Genomic DNA, 18,168 nt, shown 5'->3' on the forward strand with positions numbered 1-18,168 from the left:
CAACTCATCGCATCGGAAAGCGGTTCACACATGGGTCAGGAACAGTCACTGGCGGGCAAGGTCGCCTTCATCACCGGCGCGGCGAGGGGGCAGGGGCGCAGTCACGCCGTGGAACTCGCCCGGCGGGGGGCGCGGATCCTCGCGCTCGACATCTGCAAGGACATCGATACCGTCCCCTACGGGCTGGCAACCGCCGACGACCTGCAGCAGACGGTCGCCGAGGTCGAGGCGGTCGGCGGGGAGATCGTCGCGGTGACGGGCGACGTGCGCGAGCCGGCGGACGTCGCGGCGGCGGTCGACGCCTGCCGGGAGCGCTTCGGCGTCCCGGACATCGTGGTGGCCAACGCGGGGATCAACTCCCAGCGCGGCGAGGAGCCGGACGCCCAGCAGGCGTTCCTGGACACCATCATGGTGAACCTCGTGGGGGTGTGGAACACGGTCCACGCGATCGCCCCGCTGATGATCGAGCGCGGCGAGGGCGGGTCGATCGTCCTCATCTCGTCGACCAACGGCTTGTCCGGGCGGGGAGGCGACGGGTCAGGCGCGGCCACGGGGTACACCGCCAGCAAGCACGGGGTGGTGGGGCTCATGCGCAGCTTCATAATCTGGCTCGCGCCGCACAACATCCGCATCAACACGATCCACCCGGCCGGCGTCCTGACGGCGATGGTGGCGCACGACGAGATGGCCAGGTGGTTCGCGAACAACCCCGAGGGCCACACGATGGGCAACGCCCTGCCCGTGCCGATGCTCGAGCCCATCGACATCTCGCGGGCCGTTCTCTACCTGGTGGAGGAGTCCGGCCGCCACGTCACCGGGGTGACGATGCCCGTCGACGCGGGGTTCACCGCGAAGTAGCCGGCCGTCCGCCGGTGGGGAGACCGGCGGCCGGAGGAGCGGATGCGGGGGGACGTGACCGGTCTTACAGTGAGCGCCAGCGACATCCGCGGCGAGCACCCTCCAGGAGGCGCACGATGGGCACTTCATTCTGGCGACGCACGACGATCGATTCCCCGGCGGCCGAGTTCCCGGACGGCGAGCACGTCGACCTGGTGATCGCGGGGGCCGGGTTCACCGGCCTGATCACGGCGCTGATGGCCGCCGCGCGCGGCAAGGCGGTCGTGGTCCTGGAGGCGCACACGGTGGGCGCGGGGGCCAGCGGCGCGACCACGGCCAAGGTCTCGGTCCTGCAGGGCACCCGACTGTCGAGCATCCGCTCCAAGCACGGGTTGGAGACGGCGCGCGCGTACGCCGACGCCAACCGGTACGGACTCGACTGGTGGGCCGAGTTCTGCGAGACCCACGGCGTCGACTCCCAGCGTCGGCGTGCGGTGACGTTCTCCAAGGGACGGATGGGCACGTCGACCCTGCGCAAGGAGATGAAGACCCTCGTCGACCTGGGTCTGCCCGCCCGCTGGTACGACCGGGTGGACGTGCCGTTCCCGGCCCGGTCCGCCGTGGAGCTGCCGGATCAGATGCAGATCGACCCGGTGGAGGCGCTCGCGGCGCTGGCCCGCACGGCCACGGCCCTCGGCGTGCGGATCGTGGAGCACGCCCGTGTCACCGCACTCACAGCGCAGGGGACCGGGGACGACGCGTTCGTCGAGGTCACCGCCCATCCGGGAACGATGACCGCCCGCGACGTCGTGCTGGCGACCGCGTCCCCGGCCCTGGACCGCGGCCCGACCGTCGCGACGATGGAACCCGAACGGTCCTACCTCTGCGCGTTCGAGTACCCCGGTGGCCTGCCGGAGGGGATGTACGGCTCGGTCGAGAGCCCGGTCCGCTCGCTGCGGACGGTGCCCTCACCCGGCGGTGAGGTGCTGTTCGTCGGCGGCAACGGGCACCGCACCGGCACCGCCACGGGCACCGCGTCCAAGATCGACTCGCTGCGGGAGTACGCGGAGAAGTACTTCCCCGGCGCGACGATGACCCACGGCTGGTCCGCGCAGGACTTCCACCCGGTGACGATGCTGCCCAAGTCCGGGCCCCTGCCATGGGGTAAGGGGCGCGTGCACTTCGCGGGCGGCTACAGCAAGTGGGGCCTCACGGGCGCGCCGGCGGCGGCCGGGATCATGGTCGATCGGCTCGAGGGCGTGGACCCGCGGGTGTCGTTCGGCAAGCCCAGCATCACGGGCATCGCGAAGAACGCCGTCCCACTGTTCGCGGACGTGCCCGTCCAGCTCGCGGCGACCGCGGCGCAGGCGATCGTGCGCAAGCCACGGCCGAGTATCCGACCGATCGGGGAGGCGACGGGCGACGACGGCGAGACCTGCCGCGTCGGCCTGCTGTGCCCCCACATGGGAGCCGCGCTGACGTGGAACGACGTTGAGCGGTCGTGGGACTGCCCCTGGCACGGGTCCCGCTTCTCGGCGTGTGGCGAGCTCATCGAGGGCCCGGCCACCAGTGACCTCAAGAGGTACGACACGCCCCGCTGACCCGACCGGCTGGCGCGCGCAGCTGACACGTCCAGCCTGCACGCCCGCCTGACACGAGCCACGCCCCGGCCGGTCGGGGAAGGACCGGGTCGGGGCGCAGCGAGTGTCACCGGCGGGTCAGGCGGGCGGCATCAGGACTCCGTCGAGGACGTGGATGACGCCGTTGGTGGCGTCCACGTCGGTCTGGACGACGTTGATGCGGGTGCCGTTCCCATCGACGAGGGCGACGTTCTCGCCCTGCGCAGGGGGTACGTGAACCCTCGTGGCCTGATCGTTGTGGCCCCGTGACGGGATGGGGACATGTCGCCCGGGCCGCGCCTCGGGAGGATGCCCTTGCTTGCGAGCGTCCCGGGAGTCGTCGAAACTCGAGACGGAACGCTGGCCGCCGGCCACCGCGTACACCCGTCTACGAAGAAGCAGGAGCATCGATGAGCCCCACCGATCAGGGTCCGAACCCGTTCGTCGTCGACATCGAGGACGCCACCCTCGCCAACGACAACTACCGCACCACGCTGTGGACGGGATCGCACATGCAGCTCACCGTCATGAGCATCAAGCCCGGGGACGACATCGGTCTCGAGGTCCACGACGACCACGACCAGTTCCTGCGCGTCGAGGCCGGGAAGGGTCGGGTCGAGATGGGCCCCGCGAAGGATCAGCTCGACTTCGTGCGCGAGGTCTCCGACGACTGGGTCATCCTCGTGCCCGCCGGGAGCTGGCACAACGTCACCAACATCGGTGAGGACGACCTCAAGGTGTACTCGCTGTACGGTCCGCCGGAGCACGAGCACGGGACCGTCCACCCGACCAAGGCGGACGACCATCACGACCACTGACCACGGCTACTGACCACGAGCGCTGACGACGATCGTGACCGCGACCGGTTCGCGGTGCCGGAGGGGCCGGGGCGGTGCACACGCCGCCCCGGGCCCTCCGGCATGACACGCTGGTGGCGTGAAGACGCCGGTACCTGACTATCTGCTCGAGATCCGCGACGCCTGCTCGAACGGTGACGCCGGCCGGCTCGCCGACTACATCCCCGAACTCGCGGCCGTGGACCCCGATCGGTTCGCGGTGGCCGCCTGCACGATGGACGGCATCGTCTACACCGCCGGCGACGCGGACGCCGAGTTCACCATCCAGTCGATGAGCAAGCCGTTCGTCTACGCGCTCGCGCTGCGGGACCGGGGAATCGAGGCGGTCCTGGAGAAGGTCGAGGTGGAGCCGTCCGGGGACGCGTTCAACCAGATCTCACTGGACCGCGAGACGGGCCGGCCGCGCAACCCGATGATCAACATCGGGGCCATCACCACGCACACGCTGGTGAGCGAGCCCGACGCGACCCAGGACGACCGCGACGAGGCGGTGCGGCAGGGGTTGTCCGCCTTCGCGGGCCGCGAGCTCGGAGTGGACGACGCCGTGCTCGACTCCGAGCTGCGCACGGCGTTCCGCAACCGGGCCATGGCCAACCTTGTGCGCGCGGGCGGGATCATCGCGAACGACCCGGATGAGGTGGTGCGCGGCTACACCCGGCAGTGCGCCTACCGGGTGACCGTGCGCGACCTGGCGGTGATGGCGGTGACGCTGGCGACGGGCGGCATCAACCCGGTCACCAAGGAACGCGTGGTGTCGGCGCCGGTCGCCCGGCAGGTGCTCGCCGTGATGGCCACCTGCGGCATGTACGACGCCGCCGGGGACTGGATGTCCACCGTGGGGATCCCCGCCAAGAGCGGGGTGTCGGGCGGGATCTTCGGTGCCCTGCCCGGGCAGGTCGGGCTCGGGGTGTTCTCCCCACGACTCGACGAGCACGGCCACAGCGTGGAGGGTGTGCGCACCTTCGAGCGGCTGTCCCACGACCTCGAGTTGCACCTGATGAACACCACCGTCACGGACGTGGAGGCCGTCCGCTCGGTGCGGTTCGACGAGATCTCCGGGCGCCGCACCTTCCGGCTGCAGGGCCCCATGACGTTCGCCAGCGCCGAACAGGTCCTGCGACGCCTCGCCGAGATCCCCGAGGGGCCGAGCGAGGTGACCCTGGACCTCAGCCGCGTGTCCTCGGTCAACGCCAGCGCGCGCCGGATGCTGCTCGAGGCGATGACGCGGTTGTCGGCGGACGGCCACGTCGTCGGTCTGGCCGACCCGGGCCGGCGCCTCCCCCGACCGGACCTGGGCGACGGGACCCGGCCGGTCAACCGGCGGGCGGCCCGCTAGCTAGCCCGGGCGCGCCAGCCCGGCGCACCCAGCGGCACCGGGCACTCAGCCCACCCGGAAGTGCGAGTGGTCCGGTTCCCCCATGAGCTCGGCCAGTCGCGCCCGGTCGAAGGGGAACAGGTCGATCGTGCCGCCGTCGTGGAAGTACCAGGAGTGGCAGCCGGTGTTCCAGACCGTCGGCCCCATCGCCCCGGCGACGTCGTCGTTGAACTCGGCGGTCGCCTCCTCGGTCACCTCCACCGACCGGATCGCGCCGTCGCGGAGGAGTTCGAGCCAGTGGGCGATGTACCGGGCGGTGAGTTCGGCGGTGTGCTGCAGTGAGATCGAGCCGGTGGGGGAGTTGGGGCCCAGCACGGTGAACGCGTTGGGGAAGCCCGGGATGGCGGTCATCCGGTAGGCGCGCAGGCCGTCGGCCCACTCGCGCTCGAGGGTGCGGCCGTCGCGTCCGACGACCTCCATGGGGCGCATGTAGTCGTGTGCGCGGAAGCCGGTCGCCAGCGCGATCACGTCGGCGGGACGCTCGGTGCCGTCCGCGGTGCGGATCCCGTCCGGGGTGACCTGCGCGATCGCGTCGGTGACGAGTTCGGCGTCGCTGCGCTGGATGGCGCGGTAGTACGTCCCCGAGACCACCTGCCGCTTGCACAGCGGCTCGTCGTCGGGCGTGAGCCGGGCGCGGAGGTCGGGGTCCCGGACCTGCGCCCGGAGGGAGAGCCGCGCGTAGGCCTGGACCGCGCGCCGCCGCCACGACGGTCTGGTGGTGATGTCGGCGAGGACGCCGGATCCCCACTGCAGCGCGGCGTACAGCGCGCGGTGGGCGGTGGGGAACCGTCGCAGTACCGAGCCGACGACGACGAGCTGGCGCATCCGCATCGGGGCCCACAGGATCCACTGGGGCGTGCGGGCGTAGTGCGTGACCGATCCCGCTTCACCGACGAGGGCGGACACCACCTGGACGCCGGTCGAGCCGGTGCCGAGGACAGCGACGCGGCGACCGGTCGTGTCGAACCCGTCGGGCCAGCGTGCGGTGTGGACGACCCCGCCACGGAACTCCGCCAGTCCGGGGATGTCGGGGATCGCCGGGTGGTGCAGGACCCCGGTCGCGAACACGACGACGTCCGCGGTGATGGTCTCGTCGTCGTCGTCGTCGTCGTCGTGGCCGTGTCCGTCGTCGTCGTCCGCGCCACCACTGCCACCGTCGCCCCCGTCCCGGGCGGCGAGGGTCAACTCCCACGTCGCGGTGCCCTCGTCCCAGCGGGCGGCGGCTACCTCGGTGTCGGTCCGGATGTGCCCGGCCAGGCCGAGGTCGTCGACGACCCGGCGGTGGTAGCGCTGGATCTCGGCGCCGTCGGCCCACACGCGCGACCAGTCGGGCTTCGGCGCGAACCGGAACTGGTAGAGCTGGGACGGCACGTCGCATGTCAGGCCCGGGTAGCGGTTCCAGTACCAGACCCCGCCGACGTCGGAGCCCTTCTCCAGCACGGTGACGTCGGCGAAGCCGCGCTCGCGGAAGACGTGCAGGGCGGTGATGCCGGCGACCCCGGCCCCGACGATCACCACGCGCGGTTCGCGCCGCTCGCGCATTCGACCCGGACTCACACGTCGACCGCGTTGTCCGCCAGCGCGTCGCGGACGGTGTCCGGCGCGGTCACCATGGACGACTCGAACGCCGCCTCCCGTCGGGAGGCACTCATGAAGTGGGCGCCCAGGCCGGCGAGGTCGACGGCGGTGGGCAGGATCGGGACGACGGTCGTACCCCGGGCGCGGACGCTCGCGACCTCGTCGTGCAGCTGGGTGGACATCGCGCGGCGGATCAGCCGGTACTCGATCCCGCCGCCCCGGCCAGGGACGCGGACGCCGGGCGCCGAGGCCATCGGGGCGAGGACGAACACGAGGTCGGCCTCCTCCGGCCCGACCAGGTCCACGGACGCGGTGGAGCCCATGCCGCCGTCGACGAAGATCCGGTCACCGACGGGCACCGGTGGCATCCACCCGGGGGTCGCCCAGGAGGCCCGCAACGCCTCGCCGACGGTAGCCATCGGCGAACCCGGGGCGCCGAACAGGACGCGCTCCCCGGCGAGGACGTCGTAGGCGACGATCCGGGCACCGGTGTGGGGGAGCCATGCGCCGACCTCGAAGCCCTCGGCCAGCCGCTGCAACCAGCCGGCGTCGCCGCGACCGGTGGGGGCGATACCGGTGAGGGCGCCCAGCCCGGACCGTGTGCGGAGCAGACCAGGGTTGAGCAGCGGGAGCCGGGGTAGCGGCGGCCGCCCGGGCGGGGTCGAGGCGATGTGTTCGCGGAGCCGCATGTCGCAGGCCTGCCCGCGCTGCATATCGACCAGTTCGTCGACCCCGATGCCGCCGGCGAGCATGGTCACCAGCTCGGCGCCCGCCGAGGTCCCCAGGAGGACGTCCGCCTCCCGGGGGTCGAATCCCGTCTGCTCGGTGAGCGCGTGGAGGGCGGCGATCATCCAGGCCCCGCCGATCGTGCCCCCGCATCCGAGGACGAGAGCGATTCGGCTCATCCGGCGCCCTCCCCGTGTCCCGCGGGGGGCGCCGCCCCGGAGAGCCCCGCGCTGATCCTAATCGCGCGGCTCCAATACGAACACAGGGATGATCCGGTCGGTGTTCTGCTGGTAGTCGCGATAATCAGGGTAGACGGCGACGGACCGGTCCCACCACCGGTCGCGCTCGGCGCCGCTGAGCTCGCGGGCCGTGTAGTCGCCGACCCGGTCCCTGTCGCGGACCTCCACGTGGGGATCGGCCTTCATGTTCCAGTACCAGACCGGGTGGGTGGGAGCGCCGCCCTGCGAGGCGACGGCCGCGTACGACCCCTCGTGCTCGACGCGCATCAGCGGGGTCTTGCGCAGCTTGCCGGACTTCCGGCCGACGGTGGTCACGATCACCACGGGGATGCCCGCGAGGTCACCGCCCTCCTCGCCGTCGGTCTGCTCGTACGTCTCGACCTGCGTCCGCACCCACTCGCTCGGGCTGGGTTCGTACTCGCCGGACAGTGGCATCGGGGCTCCTCGGTGATGGGGTTCCGTCGGCTGAGGGCGACACTACGCCCGCCAAGGCGTGCTTGCTGCCGACATCAGGCGAGTCGGTCGGTGAATCTCGAGACCGCGTCGACGACCGCCAGGTAGCGCGGCGAACGCACCGCGTCGAACCCGTGTTGGGCGCCGGGGAGCTCGGCGTAGACGACGGGGTTCGGCGACCCGGCGCGCAGGTGCCGTACGAGTCGGCGTGACCCCTTCACCGGCGTGTAGGTGTCGTGGGTGCCGTGGATGATCGCCACCGGCGGGGCGCCGGAGGCCGCGTGGCGCACGGGGTCGGAGACGTCCCGGGTCTCGAGGCCCAGCCGACCGTAGTAGCCGTACAACCCGATCGCGCCGGCGACCGTGGTGTCGGCGTCCTCGAATCCCGGCTGGAATCGGGGATCGTCCCCGGTCAGGGCGGTCATCATCGCGAGGTGTGCCCCGGCCGAGCTGCCCGCCACCACGATCGGCGCGTCGGCCCTGATCCCGTGCGCCGGGCCCTCGGTGCGGATCCACCGCAGGAGCCGCTTGACGTCGACCAGGTGCTGCGGGAATCCCGATTCCGGGGTCGGCGAGAGGTGGTAGGTGGTGCTGATCGCCGCCCACCCGCGCGCGGCGTGGTCGAACAGCATCTCCCGCGACTCCCGGCTCGGGCCGCCCGCCCGGAAGTGCCCACCGTGGATGTGGACGAGCACACCGCGGACGTCGCCGGCGCCACTGTCGCTGTTGCCGCCACTGCCGCTGCCACCACCGGCCCCAGACGATCCGGTACGGGTGTAGAGATCGAAGCGATTGGCCTTCGGGTCCGGTCCGTAGACCATGCCCCGGCGGGCCCGCACCCCGCGCGGCGGCAGCGGCCACGGGCGGAACAGGACCCTCGGCCACGGCGTGCGGTGGAGGGCCGACGGGCTCGTCGTCGTCTCCCCGTCGCCCAGCCCCTCGCCCAGACCCTCGCCCAGCGCGCGGTCGAGGACGGCGGCCGCGGCGACGTGCCGCGACACCACGACACCCAGACCCGCCCAGGTCAGCGCGGCGATGCCGACCCCCACGCGATCGGGGGGACGCGCGCCCCGGCCGGACCGGCCGGCCAGCGCGGGCGCGGTCGCGGCCCCGACCAGCGCTCCGACGTGCAGCGGGAGTTCCTGCGCGGGCAGGCTCCACACCCACCCGGCGGTCGCGGCGACGAACGGTCGGCGGATCGGCCACAACGCCAGCGCCGTGGAGACCGCGGCGGGGGCGACGAGCACGGGCAAGGGCACGCGGGCGGACGGTCTCGGCATGTCAGGCCTCCGGTAGGGGTGCGCGTTCCCAGGCGGCTACCGGCCCCGGGACCATGTCGAACATCGGGTGCGGGCGCGGTGCGACGAGGCGGTCCAACCACGCGGGGTCGCGCTCGGCCACCTTGGCCCGCAGGTGCGCCCACTCCAGCGCGAGCTGCCCGTCGGTGAGCGGCAGGCGCTCGACCCCGGGCGACAGGACGACGCGCGTGCGGTCGAAGCGGTAGCCGCGCGCGTCGGCGGCGTCGGCGAGCCCGTGCAGCCAGGTGGCGATCCCCGCGACCGGGTCGGGGAGCGTGCGGAAGCGCTCGAGCTGCGGATGACTGCGATAGCCCTTGGTCAGCCCGCGGAGTACCTTCTGGGCCAGGAGCCCCTCGCGCCACCCGGCGACCAGCGCGGCGCGGTCGAGCAGGACGGGATCGATGCTCCACAGGCGCACCCGGCGAGTATAGGTGCGGGCGGGGCGCCGACGCGGTGCGGACGGGAAGCACCGCGAGGCGCGCACGGTGCCGCCAGGGACGGACGAGGAGACGATGATGACGACGACGACAACGCCGACCCGCGACGAGGTGATGGCCGAACTCGCGGAACTCGAGGACGCACGGATCCTGGAGGTCAACGAGCGGCACGGCGACGACCACGCGGTCAACCTCACCTCGCTCCGGGCGGTCGCCAAGCGGGTGAAGAAGAACCATCCGCTGGCGCTGGAGTTGTGGGACACGGGCGACTCGGCGGCGAGGCTGCTCGCGTTGCTCGTCTGCCGGCCCAAGGAGTTCTCGGCCACCGAGCTGGACACGATGCTGCGCGGGGCCCGCACCCGGAAGGTCCACGACTGGCTGGTCGGCTACGTCGTGATGAAGGGCCCGCACGCCGAGGACCTGCGCGTGGCGTGGTTGGACGACGCCGACCCGGTGGTCGCCTCCGCCGGCTGGGCGCTCACCGCCGACCGGGTGGTCAAGAAGCCCGAGGGGCTGGACCTGCCCGCGCTGCTGGACGTGATCGAGGCCGAGATGGCCGGCGCCCACGAACGGCTGCAGTGGGAGATGAACACGTGCCTGGCCCAGATCGGGATCCAGCATCCGGATCTGCGGGCGCGCGCACTGGAGATCGGCGAGCGCCTGGGTGTGCTGCGTGACTACCCGACGCCGCCGAACTGCACGTCGCCGTACGCGCCGGAGTGGATCGGCGAGATGGTCCGCCGCCGGGAGGCCTGACGCGCCGACCGGGTCCGCCCCGCTGCACTACCTCTCGGCCGCAGCGGAGAGCACGTGTCGGTAGATCCGGGCGTGGGCGGCGGCGACCGCGGCGTCCTCGGACGCGGGAGCGCGCGCCGGGACCGGCGGGCCGTCGAGGGCGGCCATCAGCGCCCGGCGCAGGTCGTCGGCGGTGGGGTGGCCCGGGTCGTAGACGGCCGTGCCCGATCCGGCCGACCCCGATCCGAGCACGCCGGGGTCCCACTGCTCGGCCAGGTACCCGATCAGCGGGATGACCGGCGGCAGCCCCAGATCGCGGCACAGCTCCAGCCAGCCGGAATGGGTGCCGTGGCGGTGGGGCAGGACGAGCGCGTCGAATCCGGCCAGGGCCGCGCACAGTTCGTCGTCGGCCAGGTGGTCGTGGGCACGGACCTCGACGTCCGGATGGGCGTCGAGCCGGTCGAGTGCGGTCGCGGCCGCGTGGCGGGGATGCTCCGGATCGCGCGCGGCGGCCAGGGCGTCCGCGCGAACCATCACCGTCAGGTGGGCACCCTCGGACAGCGCGGTGACCAGCGGGGTCAGGAGTTCCTCGCCGGCGACTCCCGCGCGCAGCGAGCCCAGCACCACACCGACCATGCGCCTGCCTCCGGAGCGATCGAGCCGCGCGAGCCGGTACGGCTCGGTGACCTCCGCGGCCATGAGCCGGGGATGCGGGAGGACCTGCGCGCGGGCGCCCCACCGTTCGCGGATCTCCGCGGCGGCGCCGCGGGTCAGCGTGATCACCGCGGTGGCGCCCCGCACGAGGTGGCCGGTGCGCTCGAGATGGGCGGCGGGGTCGGGCTCGTGCGGGTTGGTCAGGTCATGCACGGTGACCACCAGCGGCAGGCCCCGCGACCGCAACGCCGCCACGAACTCCGCGATCTGCCCGGGGGAGCGGTGCTCGTAACCGAAGTGCACATGCACGACGTCGGCCCCGTCGAGGACCTCGGGACGGTCGGCGCCCTCGAGCGCCGGGTGCGGCCACCAGCGGGCGGGCTCGGCCGGATCCAACACGGGGTCCGCGAGCACCGAGACGTCGGCCGCGGGCGAGATGGCGTGGCGGACGTAGTCGTGCCCGGCCGGCACGGAGCGCACCCGGACCGGCGGCGGGGTCGGAGAGGAGCCAGTGTTCACCCCGCCACCGTGCCACGCCCGCCGGTTGCCGCCACCTGGGCCCCTGCATACGCTCGGCCCGGTGAGCACCCCCGACCTCCCGACCGTCATGGTGATCGGCAACTGCCAGGCGGACGTCTACCGCGACCTGCTCCGGACCTCCGCGGAGGTCCGGGTGGTGGACGTGCGGCCGGTGTACGAGATGACGGCCGACGACCTGCCCGGCCTGGAGGCGGACCTCGCCCGCACGGACGTGCTGATCGTCCAACCCGTTCGCGACGACTACCGCGACCTGCCGCTCGGACACCGCCAGCTCGCCGCGCGCCTGCCGGCCTCGGCCACGGTCGTGCTGACCCCCGTCCTGCGGTACGCCGGACTGCATCCGTACCAGGTGCTGGTCCGCCCACCCCACGACCGCTCCCTGGTCCCGCCGATCGCGCCGTACCACGACCTGCGGGCGATCGTCGCCGCCGCGACCGGTGACCCGAGCGTTCTCGATGCCGCTCCGACCCCCGAGCAGGCGCGGGCCTCGGCCACCGAGTCGGTGGAGGCGCTGCGCGTGCGCGAGCAGGCCCACGGGACGCTGGTCGCCTCGGACCTCCTCGAGGGGGTCCCGTGCTGGCACACCATCAACCACCCCGACCGGCACACGCTGGCCACGGTGTTCGACCGCATCATCGAGCGCCTGCCCGCGGGCCTGCTCACCGACCCGCCCCGCATCGGCGACCGCGAGCCCCTCGGCGGCACGCGCGCGCCGGTGGAGTCGACCGTCGCACGGGCGCTCGGCCTGGAGACCGGTGATGTCGCCGGGGGCGCCCGCTCGGGAGAGTGGTTGGTCGACGGCGTCCCGGTGCCCAGCAGCGAGATCGTCGACGCCCACCTCGACTGGTACGCGGCCACGCCCGGAGTGGTGGAGGAGGGCCTGCGTCGGCACGCCGCCCGCATCGAGATGCTGGGGCTGAGGTGAGCAGAGGGCATGCCGGCGAGCAGCGCGCGCCGCTGACGATCGCACCGATCACACTCGCCCTGGGGCCGCCCGAACACGGGGTGACCCGGTTCGCGGTGGAGTGCGCCCGCGCGGCCGGGACGGAGGTGCTCGAGGTCGCGGACGTCGCCGGGGTACGCGAGGTACTCGACGCCCGACCCGGAGTGCCGGTCCACCTGCACATCACCGATTCACTCCTCGGCGCCACCGCCGACGACGCCGCGACGACCGTGGAGGATCTGGCGCGCGGCCGCCGCATCGGGGTCACCCTGCATGACGTCCCCCAGCCTGCAGAGGGCGCCGAGCGGTGTCGGCGGCGCACGCGGGCCTACCAGCGCATCGCGGGGGCGGCGGGGCTCGTCGTGGTGAGCTCCGAGCACGAGCGCCACCTCTGCGCGGCGGCCGACATCGCCGTCGACGCGGTGATCCCGCTGCCCGTCCCCGACCTGGCGCCGCCCGCCGACCTGACCCCCGACGCCCGGTCGGTGGGCGTGTTCGGATTCCTGCACCCGGGGAAGGCCGTCGACGTGGTGGCCGCCGCCGTCGCCGCGCTCGCCGACGCCGGCGACGAGGCCGTGTCACTACGCCTGTTGGGGACGCCCGCCGAGGGGCACGACGACTACGTCCACGCCGCGCTGGAGACCGTCCGGGCCGCCGGTGGCGGCGCGGAGGTGACTGGTCGGATCGACGACGACGACCTCGCCCGCGTCCTCGGCGAGGTCACCGTGCCCGTCGCCCTGTTCCGGAACGTGTCGGCGTCGGGGTCGCTCAACACCTGGGCCGCGGCCGGGCGACGCCCCCTGGTCTACGACTCGGACTACACCCGCGAGATGGAGCGCCGGCATCCCGGCTCCCTGCTCATCACCGACGGGGCGGATCTCGCCGGCGACCTGCGCCGACTCCTCGACGACCCGTCCCCCACCCGTCGCGAGGCGGCGCCGTCGGGGCTGGCCGACCTCGGCCGGGCATACCGCCGGGCGTGGGAGGGATGGCTCGCATGACAGACTCCGCGAGCACTGACGCACCGAACAGTGACGTCCCGAGCAGTGACGTCCCGAGCAGTGACGTCCCCAAGAGCGTCGACGTGGTGATCCCGTTCTACGAGGACCAGCCGATGCTCGACCGGATCCTCACGGCGCTGCGCCACCAGAGCGACCCCCGACGGACCGTTCGCGTCATCGTCTCCGACGACGGCTCTCGCACCGCGCCGGTGGTCCCGCCCGAGGTCACGGTCGTGCGCCAGGACGATCGCGGCTTCCGCGCCTCGGCCGCGCGCCACCTCGGCGCCTGCGCGGGCGACGGCGAACTCCTGCTGTTCCTCGACGGCGACACCGTCCCGGGACCCGACTACGTGGAGACGATGTGCGCGGCGCTGGACGGTCACCCGGACCTGCTCGCGGTGGGCCGCCGGCGGTACGGCCGGTTCGCCGTCACCCGGACCGGGGCCGAGCCGACCGTCGAGCCGGACGAGATCCTCCCCGACCCCGCCTGGCCTGCGGCGTTCTACGCGGACACGGCGGACCTCACCCGCGGCGAGGATCTGTGGCGGGGGGTGTTGTCCGCGGCGTGCGGCCTGCACCGCCGCCTCTACGACCTCGCCGGCGGGTTCGACCCGGACATCGTCGGCTACGGCGGCGAGGACTGGGACCTGGCGTGGCGCTGTGAACAGGCCGGCGGCCGCCTGCGCTACCTGCCCGACGCGGTGGCCTGGCACGACGGCCCCGACTGGGCCGGCCGCGCCGACGCCGACCACACCGACGGCGGTCACGCGGACGATCACCGCGACGAGTCCGACCGACTCGCGCGCAAACTCGCCCAGAAGAACGCCGAGTCCGCCCTCCTGGCCGGCCTCATCGCCTCGCCGCTCACCCGGCCGGCCGCCGGGATCTTCGCCCTGCCGTCAGTCGCGGTCCACGTCCACGCCGGCAGCCCCGGGTTCGCCGGGACCGGCTCCACCGCCGCGACCTGCCTCTCCCTGCTCGCCTGGGGCGACGTGGCCGTGACCGTCGACCCCGCCACATCCGACGCCGCCGTGATCGCCCGACTCTTCGCCGACGACCCCCGGGTGACCCTCGGGACGCGCGGTCCGTGGTGGCGGCCCGGGACGCCGGGCGCGGGCCCTCGTCGTCGTCCCCCCGTCCTCGTCGACATCCTCCGTCCCTGCGCGCTGGGGGCGCTCGACCCGCGGCGCCTGCGCGCGCTGTGCCCACCCGTGGGGAGCGTGACCCTGGACGACGACGAGGGCTACAGCCTCGCGGAGGTCCGCAGCTCGCGGGCGCTCGCACGCGAACTCCACTGGGGCGAGCAGCCACCCGAGCCGACCGCGGTCACGGCGTCGCACGCCGGCGTCCGCGGCATCGACGACGACGGCGCGGGGGTGCGGCTCGAGAGGGTGCTCGGCGGCTGGTGAGCGCCGGGGGTGGCCAGCGGTGGCGGAGGGCCCCCCGGGGGGCCACTATCAGAGGTTCCGACATCCTCCGCACCCGCCGGGGGCGACGAGACGAGAGGGGGCCCGTGGACGCCCGCAACGAGGATCTACTCGACATCGCAGTGATCGGCCCGTCGCGGTTCCCCATCCGGGAGCCGTACGCCGGTGGGCTCGAGGTCGTGGTGGCCAAGGAGGTGCGGGCCCTGCGCGCACGGGGACACCGTGTCACGCTCTACGCCGCCGCCGGCAGCGAGGGTCACGACCGGCGCCACGAGTTCACCACCCTGGCAGCCGCCACCGGACGCGGGGACAGCTACTACCCGCCCGGCGGGTACGAGGCCGACGCCGCGGAGTTCGAGCGCCTCATGGACCACGTGGCGGTGTCCGGGTTCGACGTGGTGCTCAACCACAGCCTGTCGCACGTCCCGCTCGTCCGCGCGGCCGCGATGGCCACGCCCATGATCACGACCCTGCACTGCCCGCAGCTGGCGCCCATGCAGGAGGCGTTCGACCGACTGGGGTCGGCGACCGGCAGGGTGCTCGCCGTGAGTCGCTCCGTCCTGGGGTCCTGGCGGGTGCCCCACGGCGCCGAGGTGCTGCCCAACGGGGTCGACCTGCAGGTCTGGCGCCCCCGGACAGGGGCCGCCGGGCGGACTGGGGCCCGTTCCACCTTCCGGCCCGCCGCTGCTGGTGCCACCGCTGCCGGTACCACCGCTGCCGGTACCGCCGCTGCTGGTGTTACCGCGGCGGCCCGACCGGTCGCCGGGCGCACCTCCCGGGTCGGCACCCGGCCCACCGACCGTCCCCGCGCCGTGTGGACCGGCCGGATCGTTCCGGAGAAGGGCCCGCACCTGGCGGTCGAGGCGGCCCGGCGCACCGGGCTCCGGCTCGACCTGGCCGGCCGGGTCGGCGACGACCTGTACATGGAGAGGGTGCTCGCGCCCCGGCTGCGCGACGCCGGCGACAGCGTGCGCTACCACGGTCCGCTCGGGCGGGACGCGCTCGTCCCGCTCGTCGCCTCGGCCGCGGTCGCACTGGTGACCCCGTGCTGGGAGGAGCCGTTCGGGCTCACCGCCGTCGAGGCGCTGGCCTGCGGTACCCCGGTCGTGGCACTGGCGCGTGGAGGCATCCGAGAGATCCTCAGCGGCCAACCCGGCGTCGTGCTCGTCGAACCGGGCCGTGACCCCGCGTCCGCCCTCGCGGCCGGCATCCCCGCCGCGTTGACGCTGGACCGCGCCGCGACCGCCCGCGCGGCCGCCGCCGCGTTCTCCCACGACGCCCGCATCGACCTGCTCGAAGCCCGCCTGCGCGGGCTGCTGGTGGGCGCCGCGTCGTGATCGGGATCTACGCCCACCACCAGGGCAACGGCCACGTGCAGCGGGCGCTCTCGGTTGCCGCCGACCTGGACGACGAGGTCACCATACTCACCTCCGCCCGCATCCGCGACGACGCCAATCCCGTCCCCGGGCGGATCCGGGTCCTCCCGCTCCCACTGGACTACGACGAGGCCGGGCCGGTGGCGGACCCGACCGCCGGAGGCAGGCTGCACTGGGTGCCGCTGGGGCAGACCGGGCTCCGTCAGCGCATGGCGATGATCGCCGGGTGGATCGACCGGACCGCGCCGGACGTGTTCTGGAGCGACATCTCCGTCGAGGTGACCCTGGCCGCGCGGCTGACCGGGACGCCCGTGGTCACCACCGTGCTGCCGGGCCGCCGCGACGACGCCCCGCACGTCCTCGCGCACGGGGTGTGTTCGGCCCTGGTCGCCGGGTGGCCGCGCGCCGCCGGTGCGCCGGCCCCCGCAGGGGCGGACCGCCCGCTGGTGCCCGTCGGCGGGGTCTCGCGCTTCGCCGACCGCGCTCCCGACCCGGGCGCCCGGGGCGGTGGCCGACCGAGGATCCTGCATCTGCGGGGCTCCGGTGGCGCCGGCCACGACGCCCGCTGGGACGCCGTTCCCGGGCTACTCGGCGACGTCGAGTGGATCTCGCTCGGCGGGCCGGGCGGACGCTGGGTGGCCGACCCGTGGGAGGAATTGTGCCGGGCCGACGTGGTGATCACCGCCGCCGGGCAGAGCTCGATCGCCGACCTCGCCGCAGCCGACGCCCACGTCGTCGTGACTCCCGAGGAGCGCCCCTTCGCCGAGCAGGACGCCACCGCCGACACCCTCCGGACGCTGGGGCTGGCGGAGGTCGTGGGCCGCGACGACCCGGTCGAGCAGCTGGTCGACTCGATCCGGCGCACGCTCGGGCGCGCCCGCTCGACCCCGGGTGCCGGGTCGGGCCTGCGGGAGGCGTGGGAGGTCGACGGCGCGGCCGCACGCCTGGCCGGCGTGCTCACCGCGGTCGCCTCGGGTCACGAGCCGGAGGGCCAGGGGGCCGGTCACGGGGCCCGTCACGCGGCGGGCCAGGGGGCCCGTCACGCGGCGGAGGCCGGGCTGTGACCGCCGCCGCGTCGATCGCGGTGGTGACCGTCTGCACGCCCGGTCGCGCCGAGCACCTCCGCTCACAACGTCGGGCGATGGCCCGGCACCTGCCCGGCGCCCGGCACGTCGTGGTCCTGCCCGAGCGGCCGGGCAGTGCCGACCTGGCCGAGGAACTCGCCGCTGACGGTGTCGAGGTCGTGGAGCTGGAGGCCGGCCCCGACCTGCCCGTCGCCCGGAGCCGCAATCTCGGCGGAGACAGAGCGGCCGAGCTGGGCGCGAAGCTGATCGTCTTCCTCGATGTCGACTGCATGCCGGGCCCCGACCTGGCGTGGTACTACTCCGAACTGCCCGACGGTGCCGTGGGCCTGGGCCCGGTCACCTACCTGCCCGAGTCCGCCGGCGCCCCCGACCCCGCCGAGTTGCCGGCCTTCACCGACCCGCACCCGGCACGCCCGTTCCCGGCCCGGGGCACCCGCGCGCTGGAGCCGGACGAGTTCGGGATGTTCTGGTCCCTGTCGTTCTCTCTGCGCCCGGCGCTGTGGGCGCGCCTACGCGCGGACTTCGGCGGGTTCGACGAGGCCTTCACCGGTTACGGCGCAGAGGACACCGACTTCGGGCGCAGGCTGCTGTACCGCCGCGTGCCGGTGCTGCTCGTGGCCGGCGCCCATGCCTACCACCGGTGGCACCCGGTCGCCGATCCGCCGGTCGACCACCTCGCCGACCTGCTGCGCAACGGCGCCCACTACGCCGAGCGTTGGGGTGACTGGCCGGCCCCGGGCTGGTTCGAGGAGTTCGAGCAGATGGGGCTCGTGCGCCGCAGCGGCGACGGCTGGGAGGCCGCTGCCCCCGTCGACCGCTGAGTCGCACCCCTGCCCACAGCACCACGCGCGCCGAGAAGAGGATCTCGCGCGTATCGCCCGAGAAGCGGGTGTGCGAATTCCTCTGCTCGACGGGCGGTCGGCGGCGGGGCCCGGTCGGGGTGGCGGCCAGCGGGGCCTGGTCGGGTCGCCGCCGGCGCGGGGCGCGC

General features: G+C 73.9%; 18 protein-coding genes. 11 read left to right on the plus strand and 7 right to left on the minus strand.

Annotated features, from left to right (window positions below; translation table 11 throughout):
* The first annotated feature begins 30 nt into the window (after window positions 1-30).
* On the plus strand, window positions 31-858 hold the full coding sequence (locus tag G6R20_RS15555; RefSeq protein ID WP_163376910.1) for a mycofactocin-coupled SDR family oxidoreductase: 828 nt from the start codon (window positions 31-33) through the stop codon (window positions 856-858).
* A 116-nt stretch (window positions 859-974) separates the two neighbouring features.
* Window positions 975-2,438, plus strand: a complete 1,464-nt coding sequence (locus tag G6R20_RS15560) for an FAD-dependent oxidoreductase (protein ID WP_163376911.1) — start codon at window positions 975-977, stop codon at window positions 2,436-2,438.
* 117 nt (window positions 2,439-2,555) lie between these two features.
* Here G6R20_RS15560 and G6R20_RS15565 read toward each other — a convergent pair whose 3' ends face one another.
* Window positions 2,556-2,864 (minus strand): fasciclin domain-containing protein, encoded by a 309-nt coding sequence (locus tag G6R20_RS15565; RefSeq protein ID WP_163376912.1) that lies wholly within the window; start codon window positions 2,862-2,864, stop codon window positions 2,556-2,558.
* A 2-nt stretch (window positions 2,865-2,866) separates the two neighbouring features.
* On the opposite strand from G6R20_RS15565, the gene G6R20_RS15570 reads away from it, so the two are divergent.
* Window positions 2,867-3,274, plus strand: a complete 408-nt coding sequence (locus G6R20_RS15570) for a cupin domain-containing protein (protein WP_067712996.1) — start codon at window positions 2,867-2,869, stop codon at window positions 3,272-3,274.
* Window positions 3,275-3,392: 118 nt separating this feature from the next.
* On the plus strand, window positions 3,393-4,649 hold the full coding sequence (locus G6R20_RS15575; protein ID WP_069388600.1) for a glutaminase: 1,257 nt from the start codon (window positions 3,393-3,395) through the stop codon (window positions 4,647-4,649).
* 45 nt (window positions 4,650-4,694) lie between these two features.
* Here the strand turns inward: G6R20_RS15575 and G6R20_RS15580 are convergent, their stop codons facing one another.
* From G6R20_RS15580 to G6R20_RS15600, 5 genes are all read right to left on the minus strand, one after another.
* On the minus strand, window positions 4,695-6,230 hold the full coding sequence (locus G6R20_RS15580; protein ID WP_163376936.1) for an NAD(P)/FAD-dependent oxidoreductase: 1,536 nt from the start codon (window positions 6,228-6,230) through the stop codon (window positions 4,695-4,697).
* 11 nt (window positions 6,231-6,241) lie between these two features.
* Window positions 6,242-7,171, minus strand: coding sequence for a patatin-like phospholipase family protein (locus G6R20_RS15585; RefSeq protein ID WP_163376913.1), 930 nt, complete (start codon window positions 7,169-7,171; stop codon window positions 6,242-6,244).
* Between the two features lie 57 nt (window positions 7,172-7,228).
* The gene (locus G6R20_RS15590) at window positions 7,229-7,666 is read right to left on the minus strand and encodes a nitroreductase family deazaflavin-dependent oxidoreductase (RefSeq protein ID WP_163376914.1); all 438 of its coding nucleotides are present in this window, start codon (window positions 7,664-7,666) and stop codon (window positions 7,229-7,231) included.
* Between the two features lie 74 nt (window positions 7,667-7,740).
* On the minus strand, window positions 7,741-8,964 hold the full coding sequence (locus G6R20_RS15595) for an alpha/beta hydrolase (protein ID WP_163376915.1): 1,224 nt from the start codon (window positions 8,962-8,964) through the stop codon (window positions 7,741-7,743).
* Between the two features lies 1 nt (window position 8,965).
* On the minus strand, window positions 8,966-9,400 hold the full coding sequence (locus G6R20_RS15600; protein ID WP_163376916.1) for a pyrimidine dimer DNA glycosylase/endonuclease V: 435 nt from the start codon (window positions 9,398-9,400) through the stop codon (window positions 8,966-8,968).
* 97 nt (window positions 9,401-9,497) lie between these two features.
* On the opposite strand from G6R20_RS15600, the gene G6R20_RS15605 reads away from it, so the two are divergent.
* Window positions 9,498-10,175: a DNA alkylation repair protein gene (locus tag G6R20_RS15605; protein WP_163376917.1), complete on the plus strand. Its 678-nt coding sequence runs from the start codon at window positions 9,498-9,500 to the stop codon at window positions 10,173-10,175.
* Between the two features lie 27 nt (window positions 10,176-10,202).
* On the opposite strand, the gene G6R20_RS15610 is transcribed toward G6R20_RS15605, so the two are convergent.
* Window positions 10,203-11,327 (minus strand): glycosyltransferase, encoded by a 1,125-nt coding sequence (locus tag G6R20_RS15610; RefSeq protein ID WP_240341509.1) that lies wholly within the window; start codon window positions 11,325-11,327, stop codon window positions 10,203-10,205.
* Window positions 11,328-11,388: 61 nt separating this feature from the next.
* Between G6R20_RS15610 and G6R20_RS15615 the strand changes: the two genes are divergently transcribed.
* The 6 genes from G6R20_RS15615 (at window position 11,389) to G6R20_RS15645 (ending at window position 18,001) form a co-directional block, all read left to right on the plus strand.
* On the plus strand, window positions 11,389-12,273 hold the full coding sequence (locus G6R20_RS15615) for a WcbI family polysaccharide biosynthesis putative acetyltransferase (RefSeq protein WP_163376918.1): 885 nt from the start codon (window positions 11,389-11,391) through the stop codon (window positions 12,271-12,273).
* Window positions 12,270-13,292: a hypothetical protein gene (locus tag G6R20_RS15620; RefSeq protein ID WP_240341510.1), complete on the plus strand. Its 1,023-nt coding sequence runs from the start codon at window positions 12,270-12,272 to the stop codon at window positions 13,290-13,292. Before G6R20_RS15615 ends, G6R20_RS15620 begins: the two co-directional genes overlap by 4 nt.
* A complete protein-coding gene (locus tag G6R20_RS15625) occupies window positions 13,289-14,701 on the plus strand; it encodes a glycosyltransferase (protein WP_163376919.1) in 1,413 nt (470 codons plus the stop codon). Before G6R20_RS15620 ends, G6R20_RS15625 begins: the two co-directional genes overlap by 4 nt.
* Window positions 14,702-14,805: 104 nt before the next feature.
* Window positions 14,806-16,056 (plus strand): glycosyltransferase, encoded by a 1,251-nt coding sequence (locus G6R20_RS18875; protein WP_240341511.1) that lies wholly within the window; start codon window positions 14,806-14,808, stop codon window positions 16,054-16,056.
* Window positions 16,053-17,159, plus strand: a complete 1,107-nt coding sequence (locus G6R20_RS15640; protein ID WP_163376920.1) for a glycosyltransferase — start codon at window positions 16,053-16,055, stop codon at window positions 17,157-17,159. Before G6R20_RS18875 ends, G6R20_RS15640 begins: the two co-directional genes overlap by 4 nt.
* The gene (locus G6R20_RS15645; RefSeq protein WP_163376921.1) at window positions 17,156-18,001 is read left to right on the plus strand and encodes a galactosyltransferase-related protein; all 846 of its coding nucleotides are present in this window, start codon (window positions 17,156-17,158) and stop codon (window positions 17,999-18,001) included. The genes G6R20_RS15640 and G6R20_RS15645 overlap by 4 nt, the downstream gene beginning before the upstream one ends.
* Window positions 18,002-18,168 lie beyond the last annotated feature (167 nt).

Origin of the sequence: Dietzia sp. Alg238-R159 (assembly GCF_900537145.1) — a bacterium.
Classification (GTDB): Bacteria; Actinomycetota; Actinomycetes; order Mycobacteriales; family Mycobacteriaceae; genus Dietzia; species Dietzia kunjamensis.

Bases quoted from the DNA above. Each gene is read 5' to 3' on its own strand.
- G6R20_RS15590 (WP_163376914.1), bottom strand. From the start codon at position 7,666: ATGCCACTGTCCGGCGAGTACGAACCCAGCCCGAGCGAGTGGGTGCGG.
- G6R20_RS15555 (WP_163376910.1), top strand. From the start codon at position 31: ATGGGTCAGGAACAGTCACTGGCGGGCAAGGTCGCCTTCATCACCGGC.
- G6R20_RS15560 (WP_163376911.1), top strand. From the start codon at position 975: ATGGGCACTTCATTCTGGCGACGCACGACGATCGATTCCCCGGCGGCC.
- G6R20_RS15585 (WP_163376913.1), bottom strand. From the start codon at position 7,171: ATGAGCCGAATCGCTCTCGTCCTCGGATGCGGGGGCACGATCGGCGGG.
- G6R20_RS15570 (WP_067712996.1), top strand. From the start codon at position 2,867: ATGAGCCCCACCGATCAGGGTCCGAACCCGTTCGTCGTCGACATCGAG.
- G6R20_RS15605 (WP_163376917.1), top strand. From the start codon at position 9,498: ATGACGACGACGACAACGCCGACCCGCGACGAGGTGATGGCCGAACTC.
- G6R20_RS15565 (WP_163376912.1), bottom strand. From the start codon at position 2,864: ATGCTCCTGCTTCTTCGTAGACGGGTGTACGCGGTGGCCGGCGGCCAG.
- G6R20_RS15580 (WP_163376936.1), bottom strand. From the start codon at position 6,230: ATGCGCGAGCGGCGCGAACCGCGCGTGGTGATCGTCGGGGCCGGGGTC.
- G6R20_RS15625 (WP_163376919.1), top strand. From the start codon at position 13,289: ATGACAGACTCCGCGAGCACTGACGCACCGAACAGTGACGTCCCGAGC.
- G6R20_RS15595 (WP_163376915.1), bottom strand. From the start codon at position 8,964: ATGCCGAGACCGTCCGCCCGCGTGCCCTTGCCCGTGCTCGTCGCCCCC.